This window comes from Aquabacterium sp. G14 (assembly GCF_037482285.1).
In the GTDB taxonomy this organism is placed as follows: Bacteria; Pseudomonadota; Gammaproteobacteria; order Burkholderiales; family Burkholderiaceae_C; genus Aquabacterium.
Map to the genome: position 1 here is coordinate 1 of NZ_JBBEYB010000013.1, position 23,249 is coordinate 23,249.

General features: G+C 62.3%; 17 protein-coding genes, 2 tRNA genes and 3 rRNA genes. 7 read left to right on the forward strand and 15 right to left on the reverse strand.

The window, feature by feature from the left end; translation table 11 throughout:
* Nucleotides 1-6: 6 nt before the first annotated feature.
* From rrf to WIT60_RS13165, 5 genes are all read right to left on the reverse strand, one after another.
* Nucleotides 7-119: ribosomal RNA gene (gene rrf / locus WIT60_RS13145) — 5S ribosomal RNA — on the reverse strand.
* Nucleotides 120-322: 203 nt separating this feature from the next.
* Nucleotides 323-3,199: ribosomal RNA gene (locus tag WIT60_RS13150) — 23S ribosomal RNA — on the reverse strand.
* 310 nt (nucleotides 3,200-3,509) lie between these two features.
* Nucleotides 3,510-3,585, reverse strand: a tRNA-Ala gene (locus WIT60_RS13155).
* Nucleotides 3,586-3,637: 52 nt separating this feature from the next.
* Nucleotides 3,638-3,714, reverse strand: a tRNA-Ile gene (locus tag WIT60_RS13160).
* Between the two features lie 130 nt (nucleotides 3,715-3,844).
* Nucleotides 3,845-5,375: ribosomal RNA gene (locus tag WIT60_RS13165) — 16S ribosomal RNA — on the reverse strand.
* Together the 16S, 23S and 5S rRNA genes with 2 tRNA genes alongside form the textbook arrangement of a ribosomal RNA operon.
* Nucleotides 5,376-5,771: 396 nt before the next feature.
* Here WIT60_RS13165 and WIT60_RS13170 point away from each other — a divergent pair.
* Nucleotides 5,772-6,536: a 16S rRNA (uracil(1498)-N(3))-methyltransferase gene (locus WIT60_RS13170; protein ID WP_339584416.1), complete on the forward strand. Its 765-nt coding sequence runs from the start codon at nucleotides 5,772-5,774 to the stop codon at nucleotides 6,534-6,536.
* Between the two features lie 149 nt (nucleotides 6,537-6,685).
* On the opposite strand, the gene WIT60_RS13175 is transcribed toward WIT60_RS13170, so the two are convergent.
* The 8 genes from WIT60_RS13175 to argS form a co-directional block, all read right to left on the reverse strand.
* Entirely contained in the window at nucleotides 6,686-8,527 is a 1,842-nt protein-coding gene (locus WIT60_RS13175; RefSeq protein WP_339584356.1) for a THUMP domain-containing class I SAM-dependent RNA methyltransferase, read from the reverse strand.
* 32 nt (nucleotides 8,528-8,559) lie between these two features.
* A complete protein-coding gene (locus WIT60_RS13180) occupies nucleotides 8,560-9,270 on the reverse strand; it encodes a DUF599 domain-containing protein (protein ID WP_339584357.1) in 711 nt (236 codons plus the stop codon).
* Between the two features lie 85 nt (nucleotides 9,271-9,355).
* Nucleotides 9,356-10,894: an RNA polymerase factor sigma-54 gene (locus WIT60_RS13185; RefSeq protein ID WP_339584358.1), complete on the reverse strand. Its 1,539-nt coding sequence runs from the start codon at nucleotides 10,892-10,894 to the stop codon at nucleotides 9,356-9,358.
* A gap of 13 nt (nucleotides 10,895-10,907) precedes the next feature.
* Nucleotides 10,908-11,675: an LPS export ABC transporter ATP-binding protein gene (gene lptB / locus WIT60_RS13190; protein WP_339584359.1), complete on the reverse strand. Its 768-nt coding sequence runs from the start codon at nucleotides 11,673-11,675 to the stop codon at nucleotides 10,908-10,910.
* A complete protein-coding gene (gene lptA / locus WIT60_RS13195) occupies nucleotides 11,675-12,280 on the reverse strand; it encodes a lipopolysaccharide transport periplasmic protein LptA (protein ID WP_339584360.1) in 606 nt (201 codons plus the stop codon). The genes lptB and lptA overlap by 1 nt, the downstream gene beginning before the upstream one ends.
* An 86-nt stretch (nucleotides 12,281-12,366) precedes the next feature.
* Nucleotides 12,367-13,017, reverse strand: a complete 651-nt coding sequence (locus WIT60_RS13200; protein WP_339584361.1) for a thiol:disulfide interchange protein DsbA/DsbL — start codon at nucleotides 13,015-13,017, stop codon at nucleotides 12,367-12,369.
* Between the two features lie 59 nt (nucleotides 13,018-13,076).
* Nucleotides 13,077-13,757, reverse strand: a complete 681-nt coding sequence (locus WIT60_RS13205; protein ID WP_339584362.1) for an SPOR domain-containing protein — start codon at nucleotides 13,755-13,757, stop codon at nucleotides 13,077-13,079.
* Between the two features lie 33 nt (nucleotides 13,758-13,790).
* Nucleotides 13,791-15,482, reverse strand: a complete 1,692-nt coding sequence (gene argS, locus WIT60_RS13210; RefSeq protein ID WP_339584363.1) for an arginine--tRNA ligase — start codon at nucleotides 15,480-15,482, stop codon at nucleotides 13,791-13,793.
* A 113-nt stretch (nucleotides 15,483-15,595) separates the two neighbouring features.
* On the opposite strand from argS, the gene WIT60_RS13215 reads away from it, so the two are divergent.
* Together WIT60_RS13215 and WIT60_RS13220 are read left to right on the forward strand one after the other, a co-directional pair.
* Nucleotides 15,596-16,960: a protein kinase domain-containing protein gene (locus WIT60_RS13215; RefSeq protein WP_339584364.1), complete on the forward strand. Its 1,365-nt coding sequence runs from the start codon at nucleotides 15,596-15,598 to the stop codon at nucleotides 16,958-16,960.
* Nucleotides 16,961-17,111: 151 nt separating this feature from the next.
* Nucleotides 17,112-17,381 carry a hypothetical protein gene (locus WIT60_RS13220; RefSeq protein WP_339584365.1) on the forward strand — a complete coding sequence of 90 codons (270 nt, stop codon included), beginning with the start codon at nucleotides 17,112-17,114 and terminating at the stop codon, nucleotides 17,379-17,381.
* A gap of 54 nt (nucleotides 17,382-17,435) precedes the next feature.
* Here WIT60_RS13220 and WIT60_RS13225 read toward each other — a convergent pair whose 3' ends face one another.
* Entirely contained in the window at nucleotides 17,436-17,891 is a 456-nt protein-coding gene (locus tag WIT60_RS13225; RefSeq protein WP_339584366.1) for a DUF2214 family protein, read from the reverse strand.
* A gap of 58 nt (nucleotides 17,892-17,949) precedes the next feature.
* A complete protein-coding gene (locus WIT60_RS13230; protein WP_339584367.1) occupies nucleotides 17,950-18,873 on the reverse strand; it encodes a LysR family transcriptional regulator in 924 nt (307 codons plus the stop codon).
* A gap of 175 nt (nucleotides 18,874-19,048) precedes the next feature.
* On the opposite strand from WIT60_RS13230, the gene WIT60_RS13235 reads away from it, so the two are divergent.
* From WIT60_RS13235 to WIT60_RS13250, 4 genes are all read left to right on the forward strand, one after another.
* Entirely contained in the window at nucleotides 19,049-21,241 is a 2,193-nt protein-coding gene (locus tag WIT60_RS13235; protein ID WP_339584368.1) for a malate synthase G, read from the forward strand.
* A 154-nt stretch (nucleotides 21,242-21,395) separates the two neighbouring features.
* Nucleotides 21,396-22,082 (forward strand): CsgG/HfaB family protein, encoded by a 687-nt coding sequence (locus WIT60_RS13240; RefSeq protein WP_339584369.1) that lies wholly within the window; start codon nucleotides 21,396-21,398, stop codon nucleotides 22,080-22,082.
* Nucleotides 22,083-22,105: 23 nt separating this feature from the next.
* On the forward strand, nucleotides 22,106-22,471 hold the full coding sequence (locus WIT60_RS13245) for a DUF4810 domain-containing protein (RefSeq protein WP_445207701.1): 366 nt from the start codon (nucleotides 22,106-22,108) through the stop codon (nucleotides 22,469-22,471).
* A 26-nt stretch (nucleotides 22,472-22,497) separates the two neighbouring features.
* Nucleotides 22,498-23,145, forward strand: coding sequence for a DUF799 domain-containing protein (locus WIT60_RS13250; RefSeq protein ID WP_339584417.1), 648 nt, complete (start codon nucleotides 22,498-22,500; stop codon nucleotides 23,143-23,145).
* Nucleotides 23,146-23,249: the final 104 nt, after the last annotated feature.

The window sequence follows — 23,249 nt, forward strand, 5'->3', positions numbered from 1 at the left end:
TAGGTAGCCTGACGATGACCTACTTTCACACGGGAATCCGCACTATCATCGGCGCTGAGTCGTTTCACTGTCCTGTTCGGGATGGGAAGGAGTGGGACCAACTCGCTATGGTCATCAGGCTTAAACTGTTCCTGACCTGGCTCCCATAAGGGCAACCAAGGCAGTTAATTCGCAGAGTCGATTATTTTATCAGCTTTGATATTGATTGCGTCTCGCAGAGAACATCACGCTGTGCGTGACATCCATCGGCCAACGTATTCAAACAATCCGACAGACTCGGTCACTGAATCAGGTTCAGTGAGCACAGATCCATCAAAGTTATAGGGTCAAGCCTCACGGGCAATTAGTACTGGTTAGCTTAACGCATTACTGCGCTTCCACACCCAGCCTATCAACGTCGTGGTCTACAACGACCCTTCAGGGGGCTCAAGGCCCCGGCAAGACTCATCTTGAGACGAGTTTCCCGCTTAGATGCTTTCAGCGGTTATCTCTTCCACACTTAGCTACTCGGCAATGCCACTGGCGTGACAACCGATACACCAGAGGTGTGTCCACTCCGGTCCTCTCGTACTAGGAGCAGGCTCTCTCAATCTTGCAGCGCCCACGGAAGATAGGGACCAAACTGTCTCACGACGTTTTAAACCCAGCTCACGTACCTCTTTAAATGGCGAACAGCCATACCCTTGGGACCGGCTACAGCCCCAGGATGAGATGAGCCGACATCGAGGTGCCAAACACCGCCGTCGATATGAACTCTTGGGCGGTATCAGCCTGTTATCCCCAGAGTACCTTTTATCCGTTGAGCGATGGCCCTTCCATACAGAACCACCGGATCACTTTGTCCTACTTTCGTACCTGCTCGACTTGTCAGTCTCGCAGTCAAGCACGCTTATGCCAATGCACTATCAACACGATTTCCGACCGTATCTAGCGTACCTTCGAACTCCTCCGTTACACTTTGGGAGGAGACCGCCCCAGTCAAACTGCCCACCATACACTGTCCCCAACCCGGATAACGGGCCAAGGTTAGAACCTCAAACACACCAGGGTGGTATTTCAACGTCGGCTCCACCAGAACTAGCGTCCTGGCTTCAAAGCCTCCCACCTATCCTACACAGATCTGTTCAAAGTCCAATGTAAAGCTACAGTAAAGGTTCATGGGGTCTTTCCGTCTTTCCGCGGGGAGATTGCATCATCACAAACATTTCAACTTCGCTGAGTCTCTGGAGGAGACAGTGTGGCCATCATTACGCCATTCGTGCAGGTCGGAACTTACCCGACAAGGAATTTCGCTACCTTAGGACCGTTATAGTTACGGCCGCCGTTTACTGGGACTTCGATCAAGAGCTTGCACCCCATCAATTAATCTTCCAGCACCGGGCAGGCGTCACACCCTATACGTCGACTTTCGTCTTTGCAGAGTGCTGTGTTTTTATTAAACAGTTGCAGCCACCGATTCTCTGCGACCTCATTGGGCTCCACCCGCGGGGGCTTCACCTACTAAAGGCACACCTTCTTCCGAAGTTACGGTGTCAATTTGCCGAGTTCCTTCTCCAGAGTTCTCTCAAGCGCCTTAGAATACTCATCTCGCGCACCAGTGTCGGTTTGCGGTACGGTCAATCTATGGCTGAAGCTTAGTGGCTTTTCCTGGAAGCAGGGTATCACTCACTTCGTCTGCAAGCAGACTCGTTATCACACCTCAGCTAAGCTCTCCGGATTTGCCTAAAGAGCACGCCTACATGCTTGAACCAACTATTCCAACAGTTGGCTGAGCTAACCTTCTCCGTCCCCACATCGCACCATAGATCGGTACAGGAATATTAACCTGTTTCCCATCAGCTACGCATCTCTGCCTCGCCTTAGGGGCCGACTCACCCTACGCCGATGAACGTTGCGTAGGAAACCTTGCGCTTTCGGCGAGGGGGCTTTTCACCCCCTTTAACGCTACTCATGTCAGCATTCGCACTTCTGATACCTCCAGCAGCCTTTACAAGCCACCTTCGCAGGCTTACAGAACGCTCTCCTACCACTCACAGTAAACTGTGAATCCGCAGCTTCGGTAACTGGCTTAGCCCCGTTACATCTTCCGCGCAGGACGACTCGATCAGTGAGCTATTACGCTTTCTTTAAATGATGGCTGCTTCTAAGCCAACATCCTGACTGTTTTAGCCTTCCCACTTCGTTTCCCACTTAGCCAATTTTAGGGACCTTAGCTGGCGGTCTGGGTTGTTTCCCTCTTGTGTCCGGACGTTAGCACCCGGTGCACTGTCTCCCAAGCTGTACTCATCGGTATTCGGAGTTTGCAATGGTTTGGTAAGTCGCCATGACCCCCTAGCCATAACAGTGCTCTACCCCCGACGGTAATACTTGAGGCACTACCTAAATAGTTTTCGGAGAGAACCAGCTATTTCCAAGTTTGTTTAGCCTTTCACCCCTATCCACAGCTCATCCGCTAATTTTGCAACATTAGTCGGTTCGGACCTCCAGTGCGTGTTACCGCACCTTCATCCTGGCCATGGATAGATCACTTGGTTTCGGGTCTACACCCAGCGACTAGACGCCCTATTCGGACTCGGTTTCCCTTCGCCTTCCCTATTCGGTTAAGCTTGCCACTGAATGTAAGTCGCTGACCCATTATACAAAAGGTACGCCGTCACCTTGCGGCTCCGACTTTTTGTATGCATGCGGTTTCAGGATCTATTTCACTCCCCTCCCGGGGTTCTTTTCGCCTTTCCCTCACGGTACTTGTTCACTATCGGTCGATTACGAGTATTTAGCCTTGGAGGATGGTCCCCCCATCTTCAGACAGGATTTCTCGTGTCCCGCCCTACTTATCGTGCACTCAGTTCCACAGAAGACTTTTCTCATACGGGGCTATCACCCACTATGGCCGGACTTTCCATTCCGTTTTGATAAGTCAACTGCTAAAGAGCACTAGGCTGTTCCGATTTCGCTCGCCACTACTTTCGGAATCTCGGTTGATGTCTTTTCCTCGAGTTACTTAGATGTTTCAGTTCACTCGGTTCGCCTCTGCAACCTATGTATTCAGTTGCAGATACCCTTGCGGGTGGGTTTCCCCATTCGGATATCTCCGGATCAAAGCTAATTTGCCAGCTCCCCGAAGCTTTTCGCAGGCTATCACGTCCTTCATCGCCTGTAATCGCCAAGGCATCCACCACATGCACTTAGTCACTTGACCCTATAACTTTGACGACCTGCTGTGTGGTCGTCGGTCAAGGACTGTTTGAGTGTCACATGTCGGTTTAAACATGTGACTTCGCGTTTGCCGATCATCAATATCTCGTATTGATGTCTGTTTTGACGCAATCAATATGTTGCTGATGGCACGGTGTGCTTGCCCCTTTACGAACAAACACTTTCCATCAGCAACGCTGATTTCGACTCTACGAATTTTTAAAGAACAAGCAGCTTGTGCTGCAAACCTTAGCGCCTGGCCGTACAACGTGGTACGCAGACCTTAAGGTTTGCAGTCAAACATGAAGTGAAGTTGGTGGAGGATGACGGGATCGAACCGACGACCCCCTGCTTGCAAAGCAGGTGCTCTCCCAGCTGAGCTAATCCCCCGTATGAGGCGATTCATCCAGGATGCTCTCCTGCATGTCACGCCTTGGTAAGTTGGTGGGTCTGGTTGGATTCGAACCAACGACCCCCGCCTTATCAAGACGGTGCTCTAACCGACTGAGCTACAGACCCAACTGGCTTCACTCTTGTTGTCAATCAACAGCCGATAAGTGTGGGTGCTTGAATTCAATCAGCACTTTTTTAATGACTTCCATCGCATTCAAAGTCCGTGGACATCGAGGCGACTTCCGTATTTTTCCAGAAAGGAGGTGATCCAGCCGCACCTTCCGATACGGCTACCTTGTTACGACTTCACCCCAGTCACGAACCCTGCCGTGGTAATCGCCCTCCTTGCGGTTAGGCTAACTACTTCTGGCAGAACCCGCTCCCATGGTGTGACGGGCGGTGTGTACAAGACCCGGGAACGTATTCACCGCGGCAAGCTGATCCGCGATTACTAGCGATTCCGACTTCACGCAGTCGAGTTGCAGACTACGATCCGGACTACGACCGGTTTTCTGGGATTGGCTCCCCCTCGCGGGTTGGCAGCCCTCTGTACCGGCCATTGTATGACGTGTGTAGCCCTACCCATAAGGGCCATGAGGACCTGACGTCATCCCCACCTTCCTCCGGTTTGTCACCGGCAGTCTCATTAGAGTGCTCTTGCGTAGCAACTAATGACAAGGGTTGCGCTCGTTGCGGGACTTAACCCAACATCTCACGACACGAGCTGACGACGGCCATGCAGCACCTGTGTTCAAGTTCTCTTTCGAGCACTTCCACATCTCTGCAGAATTCTTGACATGTCAAGGGTAGGTAAGGTTTTTCGCGTTGCATCGAATTAAACCACATCATCCACCGCTTGTGCGGGTCCCCGTCAATTCCTTTGAGTTTCAACCTTGCGGCCGTACTCCCCAGGCGGTCAACTTCACGCGTTAGCTTCGTTACTGAACAGCAAGCCGTCCAACAACCAGTTGACATCGTTTAGGGCGTGGACTACCAGGGTATCTAATCCTGTTTGCTCCCCACGCTTTCGTGCATGAGCGTCAGTACAGGCCCAGGGGATTGCCTTCGCCATTGGTGTTCCTCCGCATATCTACGCATTTCACTGCTACACGCGGAATTCCATCCCCCTCTGCCGTACTCTAGCCTTGCAGTCACAAATGCAGTTCCCAGGTTGAGCCCGGGGATTTCACATCTGTCTTGCAAAGCCGCCTGCGCACGCTTTACGCCCAGTAATTCCGATTAACGCTCGCACCCTACGTATTACCGCGGCTGCTGGCACGTAGTTAGCCGGTGCTTATTCTTCAGGTACCGTCATCCTCCCGGGGTATTAGCCCAGAAGATTTCTTCCCTGACAAAAGCAGTTTACAACCCGAAGGCCTTCTTCCTGCACGCGGCATTGCTGGATCAGGCTTGCGCCCATTGTCCAAAATTCCCCACTGCTGCCTCCCGTAGGAGTCTGGGCCGTGTCTCAGTCCCAGTGTGGCTGGTCGTCCTCTCAGACCAACTACAGATCGTTGCCTTGGTAGGCCTTTACCCCACCAACTAGCTAATCTGATATCGGCCGCTCCAATAGCGAGAGGTCTTGCGATCCCCCCCTTTCACCCTCAGGTCGTATGCGGTATTAGCTGCTCTTTCGAGCAGTTATCCCCCACTACTGGGCACGTTCCGATATATTACTCACCCGTTCGCCACTCGTCGGCATCCCGAAGGACCCGTTACCGTTCGACTTGCATGTGTAAGGCATGCCGCCAGCGTTCAATCTGAGCCAGGATCAAACTCTTCAGTTTAATCTCTGTAAACTCGCTCTTAACGGAATTGAAGTGATTTAACGCACTTCTCTTACCGTGAGCATTTGGCCTCTTTCATCCAAACACCCACGCTTATCGGCTGCTAATTTTTAAAGATCAGTTCGCTGTGTCGATCGCGTTTTGTTGTTGCGATCAGCGAAGAACGCAATTATGGCACTGTTTTGGACGAGTGCGCAAGTGCTTTTGCAAAAAAGTTGAAAAAGATGCGTTGAAGGGGCGCTGGCTGCGGCTGGAAGCTGTGTCAGGGGGCGGGCTGCATGGGGGGGCGCGGGCGGCGGGTCGATGACCGTGGCCCTGTGGAAGGCATGTACGGGTGCGGGACAATCGGGGCTGGCCCGGGCTGGCTTGGGCAATCTGACTGATGAGGTGTGTGTGCTGCCGCGTTTTCATATTGAGTCTTTGTCCATGCGCCCCGGAGCGGAGGTGTCGCTGCCCGATGGCGCGGCGCGTCATGTGCAGGTGCTGCGCATGCAGCCGGGGGATGCGCTGCGTCTGTTTGATGGCCAGGGGCAGGAGTGCCTGGCCACCGTGATGGAAATGGGGCGCAAGTCGGTGACAGTGACCTTGGGCGAGCCTGTGCACGAGCCTCGGGAGTTGCCGGTGCGGGTGACGCTGGCGATGGGCATGCCGGCGAATGACCGGATGGATGCGCTGGTAGAGAAAGCGGCGGAGTTGGGGGTCTATGCCATTCAGCCGCTGGTGTGCGCACGATCGGTGTTGCGACTGGATGGCGAGCGGGCGGCGAAGAAGGTGGCGCACTGGCAGGCGGTGGCCGTGTCGGCCTGCGAGCAAAGTGGCCGGGCGGTGGTGCCTCAGGTGCATCCCGTGCGGAGCGTGAGCAGTTGGCTGCAATCCGCTGAGGCTGGAACCGAGTTGGAGCCGGTGATGCGTGGGGTGTTGAGTCTGCGAGACGCCGTGTCGGTGCGGCAATGGCTGGCAACAGCGGCGCCGCAAGACGCGGCCAAGGTCCCGCGCGATTGGTGTTTTCTGAGTGGGCCGGAGGGGGGGCTGAGCGCCGAGGAAGAGGCGCTGGCTTTGTCACTCGGCTGGTCGGCTGTGAGTCTGGGGCGGCGGGTGCTACGGGCCGACACGGCGCCACTGGCCATGCTCAGTGTGCTCGGTGCGCAGTTCGAAGGCTGAACGCACCTGCTTGAGGGCGCGCTCTTCACCGTCCCCCGGCACCCCACATGGCAAAGAGGCCTGCGGCGTGCGCCTACACAGACACAGGGCCCGTGTGTGCCGGCGAGCGCCCGCTTGATGCCCAGTGCGTCAAGGGGTGGCTGGGCGAGTCAGTCGGCCTGCGAGGGTGGTGACGCCGCGTCCGACGAAGTGCTCGTGCGAGGCTTGTTGCTGCCAGCGACCAGGTCGAAGCGGAACAGGCGGCACTCGATGGGGCCGTTGAACATGACAACACGGCGGCTCTCTTTGAGGCGCATGGCGCTGGGCAGTTTCATGTCCGGGCTGAGGATCCAGGCGGTCCAGCCGGGGTATTGCTTCTTCCAGTGGGAGGACAGACGCTGGAAGAAGGTGGCGGCTTCGTCGTCCTGGAATTGCTCGCGGCCGGCACGGGACGTGGGCGCGTCGTCACCCATCTCGTCGTCGGCTTCGGAGCGGGCACGGTAGGCGTTGCGCACGGAGCCTTTGGTGTCGATGCGCTCGCCGTAGGGCGGGTTGAACATGAGCACGCCGCGCTCGCAGGGCACGGGGCGCTGCAGGGCGTCGGCGGTTTTGAACTCGATGTGCTGGCGCACGCCAGCGCGCTCGGCGTTGCGGGTGGCGAAGTCGGTCATGCGGAAGGCGACGTCGCCAGCGTAGATGGGCACGCGAGGCGGGTGCTGGCGGTCGCGGGCGGCTTGCTTGAGGCGTTGCCAGTCGGCCAGGTGGGCGCGGAAAGGCAAGAGGCGCTCGAAGGCGAAGCGGCGTTGCAGTCCCGGGGCGATGCCGCAGGCGATCTGCGCGGCTTCGATCGGGATGGTGCCAGCGCCGCAGCAGGGGTCGAGCAAGGCGCCGTCTTCGGGGCGGCCTTGCCAGTCGGCGGCAGCGAGCATGGCGGCGGCCAGGGTTTCTTTCAGCGGCGCTTCGCCGGTGTCTTCACGCCAGCCGCGCTTGAACAGAGCCTCGCCGGAGGTATCGACGTAGAGGATGGCGTCGAGGTCGTCAAGGTAGAGGACCAGGCCGAGGTCGGGGAAGCGGGTGTCGACGCTGGGGCGCTCACCGGTGCGTTCGCGCAGGTCGTCGCAGACGGCATCTTTGACGCGCAGGCCGGCGAAGTTGAGGCTTTGCAGGTGGCTGCGGCGGGAGACGACGTCGACGCGCAGGGTGTGCTGCGGCGTGATCCAGTCGGACCAGTTGACCTGCCGGGCGAGGACGTAGATGTCGTCTTCGTGGCGGTAGACGCGGGAGGCGACGCGCCAGAGTACGCGTTGGGCCAGACGACTCTCGAGGTTGAGGCGCATGGCGTAGTCGCGCAGGGTGTGCTGTCGCTCGGTGGGGGATGCGCTCGCGGGCGCGATCACCTCGATGCCCCCGCGGGACTCGGTGATGTGCGCTGCGTCACCGAGGATGCGGCGGGCCTCGGTGGCCAGCAGGGATTCGACGCCGGAGGGGCAGGACAGGTAGAGGGCAGCAGGGCGGTCGGCGGCGAGCACGGGGCGCTGGGCGGAGTCGCGCGACTCGGGGCGAGGGCCGGGGCGAGCGGGTGCCGGACGCGAGGAAGCGCCGCGACCTGCACCGCCGGGTGCGGCACTGGGGCGGCGATCGTCGCTGGCACGCCAGCTTTCGGGGGCCTGACGTGATGAGGGACGACCTGCACTGCTGGAGGGAGCGCCATAGCGACGCTCGTCGCCGCCATGCCAGGCTTCGGAGGCCGACCGCGACGCAGGGCGGAAGCCGGGACCGGCGTCAGAGCGGGCCGAGTCGCGCCCGCGCGGGTCACGTCCATGCGTGGCACGTGCGCGTGGGTCACGCCCGGAGGAGGGCTGCCCTGGTGCATCGCTGCCGCGCGCGTCACTTCGCGCCACGTCACGCCCATGGGATGGGCGGGCGGACGACGTCGTGCGGTCGCGCTCGTCCCCCGAGGGGCGTCCGGTGGCCGAGGACACGACGGGGCGGCGGGGGGGCTTGATGGGCATGATGGGGTCGCAATACAGAAGGAGGGACGTGGTCAGGGGCGCAGGATCGCCAGCACGTCGGAGCGGAATTCTCGCCGATACAGGATCCAGAGGACCGCGAGGGTGCCGAGGGCAAAGGCGACCGGGGAGACCAGCCAGGCGATGACCGCGAAGGACATGTAGTAGGCACGCAGGCCGTCGGCGAAGCTTTCGGCGGCCATGCCCATGAGCTTGCCGGCGCGGTCGCCAAACTCCTGACGGTCGGCCTCGCCTTGGTTGAACACATCCACATTGGGCGCCGCACCGACCAGGATCGCACCGAAGGAATAGACGCGCATGGACCAGGTGAAGCGGAAGAAGGCGTAGATGAAGACGGCCAGCAGGACGATGAGCTTGATGTCGAGAACCTGCATGGAGGTGCGCACGGCAAAAGGCAGATCGCTGACGAATTCACTGGCCTTTTCGGTGGTGCCGAGCACGGCAAGCAGACCACCGAGTACCAGAATGGTGGTGGAGGCCCAGAAGCCAGGGCTGCTGGCGAGGTTCTGCGTGATGGCGGCATCGACCACGCGCTGGTCACGGTGGGTGACCTGGATCATCCACAGGCGACGGTAGTGATTGGTGCTGGACAGCAGGGTGCTTTCAACGCGGGCACGGCGGCTGGCGAACTGGGCATAGCCGATCCAGCCGAACACGAACAGGGCCAAGGCGGCCCAGTCCTGCCAGGGCAAGAGGTCGACAAGGTCTTGGAGGCGGTAAAGCATGGTCAATGAATCAGGGGCCGTTGCGGCGCGGGACAGGATCGCGACAGCGAAGCGCCCGGCCTGCGCCCCCACCCATCACGTGCACTCACAAGGCCTTGCGCAGGTTCGCAGGCGCGATCTTGAGGGCTTCGCGGTATTTGGCGACGGTGCGGCGGGCGACCTGGATGCCTTGCTCTTCCAGCATGCTGGACAAGGCGCTGTCTGACAAGGGCTTCTTGGGATCTTCGGCCGCGACCAGCTGTTTGATGAGGGCGCGCACCGCGGTGCTGGAGGCGTTGCCACCTGCCTCGGTGTTGAGCGAGGAGCCGAAGAAGTACTTGAGTTCGAACGTGCCGAAAGGCGTGTTCATGTACTTGGCGGTGGTCACGCGCGAGATGGTGGACTCGTGCAGCCCGAGTTCGTCGGCGATTTCGCGCAGGACCAGGGGCTTCATGGCGATTTCGCCATGGGTGAAGAAGTTCTTTTGCCGATCGACGATGGCCTGCGAGACACGCAAGATGGTGTCGAAGCGCTGCATGATGTTCTTGACGAACCAGCGGGCCTCTTGCAGGCGGGCATTGAGGTTGGCGTGACCTTCGCTGGCCGTGCTGCCGCGTGCGCCCCGGCTGGAGCGCAAGGCCTGCGCGTAGTAGTCGTTGATGCGCAGCTTGGGCATGACGTCCGGGTTGAGGACGACTTTCCAGCCGCGGCCGGACTTCTGGACGATGACGTCCGGGATGATGATGTTGGCCTCGGCGCGGGTGAAGGCGCGGCCGGGTTTAGGCTCGAGCGAGACGATGAGGCTTTGCGCGTCTTTCAGCAGAGCCTCGTCGGCGCCGGTGGCGGCCATGAGCTTCTTGAAGTCGCGACGGGCCAGCAACTCAAGATGCTCGCGGCAGATGGCCATGGCGACCTCGCGAGCGGGCTCGCCGGGCAGACCGCGCAGTTGCAGCAGCAGGCACTCGGAGAGGTTGCGCGCGCCCACGCCCACCGGCTCCAGGCTTTGCAGCCAGCCCAGTGCGCAGCGCAAGCGCGACATCAGTTCGTCGAGGGTGTCTTCGTCCGGCTCGTCGGGCAACAGGCTGGCAGCGATCTCTTCGAGCGTGTCGGCGAGGTAACCGTCCTCGTTGAGGGACTCGATGAGCATGTCGACCGCGGCCATGTCCTCGTCGCTCAAGCGGGTGCCCAGCAATTGCTGACGCAGGTGCTCTTGCAGGGTGATGGACAGGCTGTTGCGCTCGAGCGGGTCGGTGTCGTCGTCGCCCTGGCTTTGGCGGGCCGGGCTTTCGCTGATGCCGTCGAAGTCGTCGCGCTCGGTGCCGTTTTCCCAGTCCTCGCGCTCGGTGGTGCCCAGCTCGGCGGTGTCGATGCCGCTGGTGTCGGCCTCGGCGGGCGCGCTGTCACGTTCGGCGCCGGCGTCTTCGCTGCTGTTGCGCTCGTTGCGCTGGCGTTCGAACTCCAGTGAGGCCGCGGTCTCGATGGGCGAGTAATCGTCCTCAGGCTCCAGGAAGGGATTTTGTTCGAGCATCTGCTCGATTTCCTGGTGCAGTTCGAGGGTGGACAGCTGCAGGAGCCGGATGGACTGCTGCAGCTGAGGGGTCAGCGCCAGGTGTTGCGAAAGCCGAAACTGCAGGGAGGGCTTCATGGGCGCCGGTCACTCACATGCGGAAGTGCTCGCCGAGATAGACCTTGCGGACCTCGGCGTTGTGCACGATGTCAGCCGGGCTGCCTTCGGCCAGGACGCTACCTTCACTGATGATGTAGGCGCGGTCGCAGATGCCCAGCGTTTCGCGGACGTTGTGGTCGGTGATGAGCACACCGATGCCGCGCGCCTTGAGGAAGCTGATGATGCGCTGGATCTCGATGACGGCGATGGGATCGACGCCCGCAAAGGGCTCGTCGAGCAGGATGAAGCGCGGCTGGGTGGCGAGGGCGCGGGCAATTTCGACGCGGCGGCGCTCGCCGCCCGAGAGGGACAGCGCAGGGTTGGTGCGCAGCTTCTCGATGCTGAGTTCGTGCAGCAGGCCGTCAAGGCGCTCCTGGATCACGTCTTTGCTCAGGCGCTTGCCGCGCTCGTCCACCTGCAACTCCAGCACCGCGCGGATGTTCTCCTCGACATTGAGCTGGCGGAAGATGGACGCTTCCTGCGGCAGGTAGCTCAGGCCCAAGCGCGCGCGCTGGTGGATCGGCAGGCGCTCAACGCGCTGGCCGTCGATGGTGATCTCGCCAGCATCGGCGGGCACCAGGCCCACGATCATGTAGAAGCTGGTGGTTTTGCCGGCCCCGTTGGGCCCCAGCAGGCCGACGACCTCACCGGCGGCCACGGCCACATGCACATCGTGCACCACGGTGCGGGCACCGTAGCGCTTTTTGAGGCGCTCGGCGCGGAGTTCACTGCGAGGAGATGTGACCGACGAGGCGCTCATCAGCGGGTGCCTTCGGTGCTGGATCCCTCAGGCGTGGTGCGAGGGGTGATCACCCCCCGGACACGGCCGGTGGCGCCGCCACTGCTGCCCCCACCAACGACCTGGAAGACCGAGGTCTTGTTGTCGTACACGATGACGGGGCCGCTGACCTGATCGTTGATGGTGTTGCCCTGCAGGCGGCGCATGATGGCGCGCGAGGTGAAACGCACGATCTCGGTCTTGCCGTCGTAGACGATGCGCTCGGCTTCGCCTTCGATGGACTCGTCCACCCCGTCACGCTTTTGGCGGAAGAAGGCACGCCCCCCGGGGCCACCGATGGCGGTCGCCGTCTGGGTGCCGTCGGGGTTCTGACGCACTTCCACGCGATCGGCGCGAACCACCATGGTGCCCTTGGTGATCTCGACGTTGCCGCTCAAGATGTTGAGGCGCTGGTTGTCTTCCACCCGCGCTGCGTCGGCAGCAAAGTGAAGCGGCTGAAAACGATCTGCCTTCTCTGCCTTGGCCGGGGCAGACCACAGGGTCGCCAACCCCAGCGCCAGCGCGCCCGTGAGGCGTGCAAAGCGGGGCGACAGAGAGGGGGAAAACAGGTTCGTCATCATCGGCATGGAATTTGCAATGATTTTAGCCACGAACCATGGGGAAATCGCGCCAGTAACGCGATTTCCCTGCGCCTGCGCGCTCCGGAACTGCCTCAGCGTCCCTTTCGGGCCGCGTTGATCAGGAAGTTGGTGGTCGCCAGCGTGCGTTCGTGGTTGCCGTTGAGCGACACCGAGGTGAAATAGCGCCCTGCGATGCCCAGGGTGGGCACGCCGTCGATCTTGTAGGCCTCGGCCAGGCTGCGGGCCTGCTTGCACTTGGTCTGCACCGCAAAGGAGTTGAACATGGCCATGAACTTGGCTTGGTCCACCCCATGGCGAGCAACGAAAGCGGCGATGGCTTCGGGCTTGTCCAGTGGCTGGCCTTCGGCGTGGATGGCGCGGAAGACCTTGGGATGCAAGCTGGACACCAGGCCCATCGCCTCCAACGCGTAAAACAGGCGCTGGTGGTTGCCGAAGGGGTTCTCACGGAAGGCCACCGGCACGCGTCGGAACACGACATCGGCGGGCAGTTTCTCGGCCCAGGCGGCCAGCGACGGCTCGAAGTTGTAGCAGTGGTTGCAGCCGTACCAGAAGAACTCGACGACCTCGACCTTGCCAGCGGGGGCCGACACCGGCGCCGCCTGAGGCAGGCGGACGTAATGGGTGCCTTCCACGGGACCGCCCTGGGCCACGGCCAGGCCAGGCAAGCCGGCGCTCAAACCCAGTGCGCCCAGGGTGTGGATCGAAAACTCGCGGCGATTCATCTAGCGTCCTTTCTGTTGGGCGCGAACGCCCAGACCTTCCACGGGGCCGTGGCCCCAGCTTACTTCTGGATGCGCACCAGGGCGGACTCCACCCCGGCGCCTTGCAGCTTGATGCGCACTTCCTCGGCGGCATCCTTTTGCGCGTAGGGCCCCAGGCGCACCCGGAACATGGTGCGGCCATTGACCTCGCGCTCCTGGATGCGGGACTCCAGGCCCATGATGGCCAGCTTGGCACGTTGCTGTTCGGCTTCGGCCTGGCTGGCATAGGCACCGGCCTGCACCTGGTAGCTCAACGCATCAGAGGCGGGCGCGGTGGACACGGGCGCCGCACCGGACAGGATGGCTGCCGGATTGCGCGCGCTGGAGGCGGGCGCGCTGGCCGCCTTGGCCGCCGCCGGCTTGGAGGCCGTTGCGGCAGGCGCCGACGCCGGCTCAGCAGACACCACCGGGGCTTCGGTCGGCTCGGCCGACGAAGCCGAGGACGGGGCCGAGGCTGCTGGCACCGCACGCGGCTTGGCGGGGTTCTTGCCGTACAGCGGGCTGTTGGGGTCCCAGCTCTTGTTGTGCTCCATCTCGGCGGCGTCCTGCTCGGGGGTGCGTTGCGGCACCTTGTCGATGAAGGGCAGCGGCACCTTGGTGATGTAGACGGCCACCCCCAGCGCGAGCGCCAGCCCGATCAACAGGCCGACGATCATGCCGAGGAAAAAACCGCCGCGCTGCGCGGCACGTGGAGTGGTCATGGACTGGGATCCTCTCTGGGTCACCGGGGTGATTTACATCTTGTCGGGCGCGCTGACGCCCAGCAGGGACAGGCCGTTGCGCAGCACCTGCGCGGTCGCGCTCAGCAGGGCCACGCGGGCACGGCTGAGTTCGACCTCGTCGACCAGGAAACGTTCCGCCGCGTAGTAGCTGTGGAAGGCGCTGGCCAGGTCGCGCAGGTAGAAGGCGACGTCGTGCGGCGCCAATCCCTGAGCCGCGGCGGTGAGCATGCCGGGGAACTCGGCCAGCTTGGTCATCAGCGCCAGCTCGGTGTCGGCCGTCAGCAGGGCCAGGTTGGCGCCGCCCAGGGCGCTCAAATCTCCGCCCTTGTCGGCGTACTGCGCACGCACCGACTGGATGCGGGCGTGGGCGTACTGGACATAGAACACCGGGTTCTCGTCGTTCTGCTTGAGGGCCAGGTCGACGTCGAAGGTGAACTCGGTGTCGGCCTTGCGGCTGATCAGGAAGAAGCGCACCGCATCCTTGCTGGTCCACTCGATCAGGTCGCGCAGCGTGACGTAAGAGCCGGCACGCTTGGAGATCTTGACCTCCTCGCCGTTCTTCATCACGGTGACCATCTTGTGCAGCACGTAATCAGGCCAGCCTTGCGGGATGCCGACACCAGCGGCTTGCAGGCCAGCGCGCACGCGGGCGATGGTGCCGTGGTGGTCGGATCCCTGGATGTTGACGCACTGTTCGAAACCGCGCTCCCACTTGGCGATGTGATAGGCCACATCGGGCACGAAGTAGGTGTAGCCGCCTTCGGACTTGCGCATCACGCGGTCCTTGTCGTCACCGTAGTCGGTCGAGCGCAGCCACAGGGCGCCGTCTTGCTCGAAGGTCTTGCCAGCGTCGACCAGCTTCTGGACGGTCTGCTCGACGCGGCCCGAGGTGTAGAGGCTCGATTCGAGGTAGTAGTTGTCGAAACGGACGTCGAAAGCCTTGAGGTCCAGGTCCTGCTCATGGCGCAGGTAGGCCACGGCGAACTGGCGGATGCCGTCGATGTCTTCCGGATCGCCCGAGGCGGTGAACTCGCGGTCGTCGGCCTTGACGGTCTTCTTGGCGAGGAAGTCGGCGGCGATGTCGGCAATGTAGTCACCGTTGTAGGCCGACTCGGGCCAGTGCTCGTCACCGGGTTTGTAGCCTTTGATGCGCGCGTGGGTGGACCAGGCCAGGGTGCTGATCTGCACGCCGGCGTCGTTGTAATAGAACTCGCGGGTGACCGACTGGCCCTGGGTCTCGAACAGGTTGCACAGGGCATCACCCAGCGCGCCCTGGCGGCCGTGGCCCACGTGCAGCGGGCCGGTGGGGTTGGCCGAGACGAACTCGACCAGCACCTTGCGGCCATTGGCGGGCTGCCAGCCGAACTTGTCGCCTTCGGTGAGCACATCGGCAACGATGGCCTGCTTGGCTTCGGGCTTGAGGCGCAGGTTGATGAAACCGGGGCCAGCGATCTCGATGGGGAGCTTCACCCACTGCTGGACGGCCGGCTGGGCCTCCAGTGCGGCGACCAGGGCGGTGGCCAGCTCACGGGGGTTCTTTTTGAGGGGCTTGGCCAGCTGCATGGCCGCGGTCACGGCCAGGTCGCCGTGGGCGGCCTGCTTGGGGGCCTCGAAAACCGGTGTGAAGGACGCGGCGGCGTCGGGCGCCACCTGGCGCAGGGCTTCACCCAGGGCAGAAAGAAGGGCACGCTTGGCTTGGATCATGGGCGAATTCTACGGGGGCGGACCGCCTTCCCGCGGGGATGCGATGATGTGCGAACAATTGCACACTCCTGTCGGGTCTTTTCGGCTGGTGAAGTGGCCCCGAACGTGGAAAGATGCAGACATGGCAGCAGTGGGTGAGCATGGGCGACCTGGACATTGACCTCAACACCGGTTTGATCGGCAAGTACCGGATCATCAAGAAGCTGGGCGAAGGCGCCACCAGCGAGGTCTACCTGTGCCGGGACGACTTCCATGACCGCGATGTCGCGATCAAGCGGGTGCGCTCGTCGGCGCTGAGCGATGCGGTCGATGGGCCGGTGTACGCGCGCTTCTTTGCGGCCGAGGCCGCCCTGGTGGGCCGCCTGCAGCACCCGAACGTGGTGCACATCTACGACGCGGTGCCCGACCCGTCGTCCCCTTATGTGGTGATGGAGTATGTGCCGGGCACGACGCTGCGCACCTTCTGCCGCCCCGATCAGTTGCTGCCGCTGGAACTGGTGGTGGAAATCGGCTTCAAGTGCGCGATGGCGTTGGGTTATGTGTACCGCCAGGGACTGATCCACCGCGACGTGAAGCCGGCCAATATCCTGGCCCTGGTCAACGACGCAGGCGCCGTGACCGACGTCAAGATCAGCGACTTCGGCAGTGTGCTGAACCTGACGGCCGAGTCCACCCAGATCCACCAGGTGGGCTCGCTGGCCTACATGGCGCCGGAGCAGCTGGATGGCGAGGTACCGGACTGCCGCGCCGACATCTATGGTCTGGGTGCCGTGCTGTACCACCTGATCGCCGGTCGCCCTCCGTTCGAGGCATCGTCGCAGGCGGTGCTGATGAACCAGATTTACAACCACGAGCCAGCGCCACTGTCGGGACAACGCTCGGGGGTGAATGCGGCGGTCGACCAAGTGGTGCTGAAGGCGCTGGCCAAAGACCCGAAGGAGCGCTACCCGAACTGGGATGCGTTTGCCCAGGCGCTGTCGGGCCTGATCGCCGACCATCAGGTGCCGCGTGGCCACCTGCAAGGGGTGTTGGACTCGGAGCGCTTCAACCTGCTGCGCTCGCTGGACTTTTTCACCCAGTTTGGCGACGTGGAGCTGTGGGAGGTGGTGCACCGCGCGAAATGGCAGCGCTTTCCGTTTGGCCACGCGCTGTACCGCCGGGGCGAGGAGGGGCGCACCTTCCACATCATGGCGCAGGGCACGGTCGAGGTGTATCGCGACAACAAGCGGGTGGCCTTGCTGGGGGCCGGCACGTCGGTGGGCGAGATGGCCTACCTGGCACCCAGCCCCGATTTGCGACGCCACAGCACCGATGTGGTGGTGACGGAACCGGCCACAACAATATCCTTCACGCCAGACGTGATGATGCAGTTGAGCCCGGCTTGCCGCCACCTGTTTGACGAGGCCTTCATCCGGGTGCTGGTGCGGCGTCTGCATGCGGCGCACGAAGCGCTGGCGCACCCGCGACGGATCATGTGATGACCATCGCGTCATCCGCGCGTCGCGGTGTGACGTTAGGCTGGCAGTGGGTCAGTGTGGCGTCCGGAGCTGCCACCGTGGCCGCTGGATATTGTCCGCACCGCCGATGGCAGTGCTTGTTCGTGAACCCTGCCCCATTGAGGAGCCTGACATGCGTACCCTGATTGCTTCTGTGACCCTGGCCCTGTTGTCCACCCTGGCCCATGCCGGCAACGCTGCGTGCGAAGCCAAGGCGGCTGAGAAGAAGCTGGCGGGCGCCGCCAAGAACAGCTTCATCAAGAAGTGCGAGAAAGATGCGGCCGGTTCGGCCAGCGCAGCCTGCCTGAACAAGGCCGCCGAGAAGAAGCTGGCGGGCGCGGCCAAGAACAGCTTCGTCAAGAAGTGCGAAAAGGACGCAGCTGCCGCGCCCGCCGCACAGTGAAGGCAGCGTGACGCACGGAGGGGCGATCACGCCCCTCTGTCGCGGACCACGGACTCAGCGCATCCAGAACCCCCGCGCCAGCAGGCTGCCGGCCAAGGGGATCAGCACCATGATGTGCGCCTGGATCATGACCCTGCGACGCACCCGGCGCACTTCGGTGGCGTCGGGCAGTGTGCCGTGTGTGTCGAGTTGCTTGACCCAGCGGCGAAACGCCAGCGTCGGGGAAATCGACAGGCCCGCGATCACGACGAACAAGGTCAGCTTGAGGTGCAGCAGCGGCTGCTGCCAGTACCAGTCCACGCCCTTCATGCCCCACCATGTGCGCGCCACCCCTGTGAGCAGCACGGCCACGGCGGCCACCAGGTAAATGATGTCGACGCGGGCGAGACGGCGCACCACCGCGGCGTTCAGCCATTCCTCCCGACACAGGGCTGCTTCACTGGTGATGAACACCACCACGCTGAGAATGGCGACAAAGTGGGCGTAAGCCAGCAGGGATTCGAGCAACATCGGTGAAGAAGCTGTGAGATGCGCCTCAGGCGCGGAAAGAGAGATCAGCCTAAAGCCATCATGCCCCGGGCGCCTGCTCGCGCTGCCAATACCCCGGGTCGGCGTAGGCCTGCTTGATGAAGTCGATCCACAGGCGCAGGCGCAAGGGCAGGTGTTTGCGTTGGGCAAAGACCGCATAGATGCCATTGGGCGGTGCGGCGAACTCGTCGAGCACGCTGACCAGGCGGCCGGCAGCGATGTCATGTTCGACCTCCCAGGTGCTGCGCCAGGCCAGGCCCAGGCCCTGCAGACACCAGGCGTGCAACACCTGGCCGTCGCTGCAGTCCAGCCGGGCACCAGGCCGCAGGTAGGTGGCTTCGCCGTCGACCACGAAGGCCCAGCCGCGGGTCTGGCTGGCGTCGGAGCTCAGCGTCAGGCAGGCGTGGCGCATCAGCTCCGACGGGTGACGCGGGGTGCCGGCGCGCTGCAGATAGGCCGGCGTGGCCACGCACAGGCGCCGGTTGTCGGCTAGGCGCACGCTGACCAAACTGGAGTCGGGCAGGTCGCCGACGCGCACGGCGCAGTCAAACCCTTCGTTGACGAGGTCGACCACACGGTCGGACAGGTTGAGCGAGAGGCTGACGTCGGGGTGCTGGTCGAGGAAGCCGGGCACCAGGGGGGCGACGTGCCGGCGGCCAAAGCCCGCCGGCGCGGTGATGCGCAGGTGACCGCTGGCTTTCACGCCCCCGGCCGAGACGCTGGCCTCGGCGTTGTTGAAGTCGGTGATCAGACGCTGACAATCTTCCAGAAAGGCGCTACCCTCATGGGTCAGACTGATGCGACGCGTGGTGCGCAGCAAGAGCTTGACCCCCAGGCGGGCCTCCAGGGCGTCCATGCGACGCCCGATGATGGCCGGCGCCACGCCCTCGCCCTGGGCGGCGGCGGTGAGGCTGCCTTTGGTGGCCACGGCCACGAAGGTTTCGATCTGCTTCAAGCGGTCCATGCGTTGCACTCCAGCCCCGGATTCATGCACTCAAGTCATGAATCCATCACTTTTCGGGGCGGTAATAGTCAGCGGAGTATCGAATAAACTGGCTTTCTTGCAAAGGGTGCGTCCCGCGAACCGGGGCGCGCGCTTGCCGTCCGATCACCTTTTTCCCCATCTTGACGAGGTTTGCATGACCGCACGCACCACTGTCCACGGCCTTCAGGTCGCCACCGAGCTCTACCGTTTCATTGAAGACAAGGTGCTGCCTGGCACCGGCGTGGACAGCGCCAAGTTCTGGGCCGGCTTCGACGCCATCGTCAGCGACCTGGCCCCCAAGAATGCCGCCTTGCTGGCCGAACGTGACCGCATCCAGACTGAAATGGATGCTTGGCACACCGCCAACCCCGGCCCGATCCAGGACATGGCAGCCTACCAAGCGCACCTGGAGAAGATCGGCTACTTGGTGCCCGTGCCGGCCGATGTGAAGGCCACCACGACCAATGTGGACGCCGAGTTGGCGCTGCAAGCCGGTCCTCAGCTGGTCGTGCCCATCCTGAATGCCCGCTATGCCCTGAACGCCGCCAACGCCCGCTGGGGCAGCCTGTACGACGCCCTGTATGGCACCGACGCGATCTCTGAAGACGGTGGCGCCACCAAGGGCCCCGGCTACAACGAGGTGCGCGGCAACAAGGTCATCGCCTGGGCCCGCAACTTCCTGGACACCGCTGCACCGCTGGAAGGCGCTTCGCACAAGGATTCCACCGGCTACGCCATCGTCAATGGTCAGCTGGCTGTGTCCGTGGGTGGCCAGACCGTGGGCCTGAAGAACCCAGCGCAACTGGTGGGCTACCAAGGCGATGCCGCCAATCCGAGCAGCGTGCTGTTGGTGAACAACGGCATGCACGTGGACATCCAGATCAACCGCAACACCAACATCGGCAAGACCGACGCTGCGGGTGTGGCCGATGTGGTGCTGGAAGCGGCCGTGTCCACCATCTTGGACCTGGAAGACTCCGTGGCCGCTGTGGACGCGGAAGACAAGGTGCTGGGCTACAGCAACTGGCTGGGCATTCAGCTGGGCACCCTGGCCGAAGAAGTGGCCAAGGGCGGCAAGACTTTCACCCGTACCCTGAACGGCGACCGCGTGTACACCGCCCCCAACGGCGGCGAAGTCAAGCTGCATGGCCGCTCGCTGATGTTCGTGCGTAACGTGGGTCACCTGATGACCAACCCCGCCATCCTGTGGGGCGCCGAGGGCAAAGAGATCCCCGAAGGCATCATGGACGCCGTGATCACCACCACCATCGCCCTGCACGACCTGCAAGGCCACGGCAAGATCAACGGCCAGGCCATCCGCAACTCGCGTACTGGCTCGGTCTACATCGTGAAGCCCAAGATGCACGGCCCTGCCGAAGTGGCCTTCGCTGCAGAGCTGTTCACCCGCGTGGAACAACTGCTGGGCTTGCCTGACAGCACCGTGAAGCTGGGCATCATGGACGAAGAGCGCCGCACCTCGGCCAACCTGAAGGCCTGTATTGCAGCTGCTTCCAGCCGCGTGGCCTTCATCAACACCGGCTTCCTGGACCGCACCGGCGACGAAATGCACACCGCCATGCTGGCTGGCCCCATGATGCGCAAGGGCGACATCAAGAACAGCGCCTGGATTGCCGCTTACGAGCGTCGCAACGTGCTGATCGGTCTGCAAATGGGCCTGCGTGGTCGCGCCCAGATCGGCAAGGGCATGTGGGCCATGCCCGACCTGATGGCCGGCATGCTGGAGCAGAAGATCGCTCACCCCAAGGCTGGCGCCAACACCGCCTGGACGCCTTCGCCGACCGCTGCGACCCTGCACGCCACCCACTATCACCAGGTGAATGTGGCCGCGATCCAGGCCGACATCGAGCAAAACGGTGAAGATCCCCAATCCCTGCTGGACAAGCTGCTGACCATCCCCGTGGTGGCAGCCGCCAACTGGTCCGACGCTGAGAAGCAGCAAGAGCTGGACAACAACATCCAGGGCATCCTGGGTTATGTGGTTCGCTGGATTGACCAAGGCGTGGGCTGCTCCAAGGTGCCCGACATCCACAACGTGGGCCTGATGGAAGACCGCGCGACCCTGCGTATCTCCAGCCAGCACGTGGCCAACTGGCTGCACCATGGTGTGGTGACCGAAGCGCAAGTGCGCGAGACTTTCACCCGCATGGCTGCCGTGGTCGACCAGCAAAACGCCGGTGACCCGCTGTATCAATCGCTGGTGGCCAACCCCAACGGTGCGGCGTTCCAGGCTGCGCTGGACCTGGTGTTCAAGGGCAAGGAACAGCCTTCGGGCTACACCGAGCCGCTGCTGCACGCATGGCGCTTGAAGAAGAAGGCACAGGGCTGATCTCTCAGCTTTCTGCCTGAGCTGACGTGACAACGGCGCCCCGCGGGGCGCCGTTTAAGTTGGTGGTATCTCACTGTGTCTGAAGGTCCTCGGATGCAGTATCCTGCTTTGCCCCTCTTGTCATCGGAGGGATGGATCAACCTAGGGATATCACATGAAGTCTTCGTTCCGCCTGGCAGCACTCACGGCTGTCATCTCTGCTCCCATGTTGCTCAGCGGTTGCGCCACCGAGTCGTCTCAGGCCCTGGTCGTGCAGAAAACCCAAGCAGCCACGCGTGTCTATGTCGGCGCCCGCGCACCCATCGCCGTCGGCAAGTTCGACAACCGCTCCAGCTTCATGCGTGGTGTGTTCTCAGACGGCACGGACCGCCTCGGCAGCCAGGCCAAGACCATCCTGATCAGCCACCTGCAGCAGACCAACCGCTTCAACGTGCTGGACCGCGACAACATGGCCGAGATCAAGCAGGAAGCCAGCATCCAAGGTGCCGCACAGCAACTCAAGGGTGCCGATTTCGTGGTCACCGGTGATGTGACCGAGTTTGGTCGCAAGGAAGTGGGCGATCACCAGTTGTTCGGCATCCTGGGCAAGGGCAAGACCCAGGTGGCGTACGCCAAGGTCACCCTCAATGTGGTCAACACCCGCACCTCGGAAGTCGTTTACTCGGTGCAAGGCGCTGGCGAATACCAACTGTCGAACCGCGAAGTGGTGGGTTTCGGCGGGACCGCCAGCTATGACTCCACCCTGAACGGCAAGGTGTTGGACTTGGCCATTCGCGAGGCGGTGGATCGCCTGGGTGAAGGCATCGATGCCGGCGCCTTCAAACCTGGCGCTGGTCGCTGAGCCACGGCGAAAGGATGGTCATGATGCAACGACCCCTCGTCAAGGGGCTGGCCGCGCTTTGCCTGCTGGCCACACTGGCTGGCTGCGCTGGCCCCAAACAGCTCTACAGCTGGAACGGCTATCAACCCCAGGTGTACGCTCACCTGAAGAGCGATGGCAAATCGTCGCCCGAAGAGCAGATTCTGGATCTGGAGAAGGGCCTTCAGGAGGCGAACGCGAAAGGCGCCAAGGTCCCACCTGGCTATCACGCCCACCTGGGCTTGCTGTACCTCAACACAGGACGCACCGATCAGGCCGTGGCAGCGTGGAATCAGGAAAAGGCCTTGTTCCCTGAATCGGCGAAGTACATCGACTTCCTGATCAACAACATGAAGAAGAATCGGAGCTGATCGTGGGTGCCACCTTTCAACGCGCCATGCTGGCCGCAACCGCTGCCGCAACCGCCTTGCTGACCGGCTGTGCGGCCCCTGTCAAAACCGACTACAGCGCCTTCCGGGCGGCCAAGCCCGCATCGATTCTGGTGCTGCCCCCCTTGAACGACAGCACGGATGTCAATGCGACGTTCAGCATGCTGGCTCAGTCAACCTACCCGCTGGCCGAAAGCGGCTACTACGTGATGCCCGTGACGCTGGTGAACGAAACGTTTCACCAGAATGGCCTGACCATGCCTGCAGACATGCACGAGGTGCCTGCCGCCAAGCTCAAGGAAATCTTCGGTGCGGACGCTGCGCTTTACATGAAGGTGACACGCTACGGCAGCACCTATACCGTGCTCAGTAGCGCTGCGATCGTGAGTGCCGAGGCTCGTCTGGTGGACTTGGCCACTGGCACGCTGCTCTGGAGCGGCCGGGCCACAGCGTCCAACGATGAAGGCAACAACAACAGCGGCGGCCTGGCCGGCATGCTGGTTGCTGCCATCGTCAAGCAGATCATGAACAACGTGACGGATGCATCCCACAATGTGGCGGGCATCACCAGTTCGCGTCTGCTGTCGGCGGGTATGCCCAATGGCTTGCTTTACGGACCTCGGTCACCGCTGTACGGCAAGGACGGCGGGAACTGAGCTTGGAGAGTGGAGAGGGTGCGCCTGAGGCAAGCACCTCTCTCTGATGTGAGCACGGCGCCCCGCGGGGCGCCGTTTTTCATGGTGCCCACGTTGGCCTGACC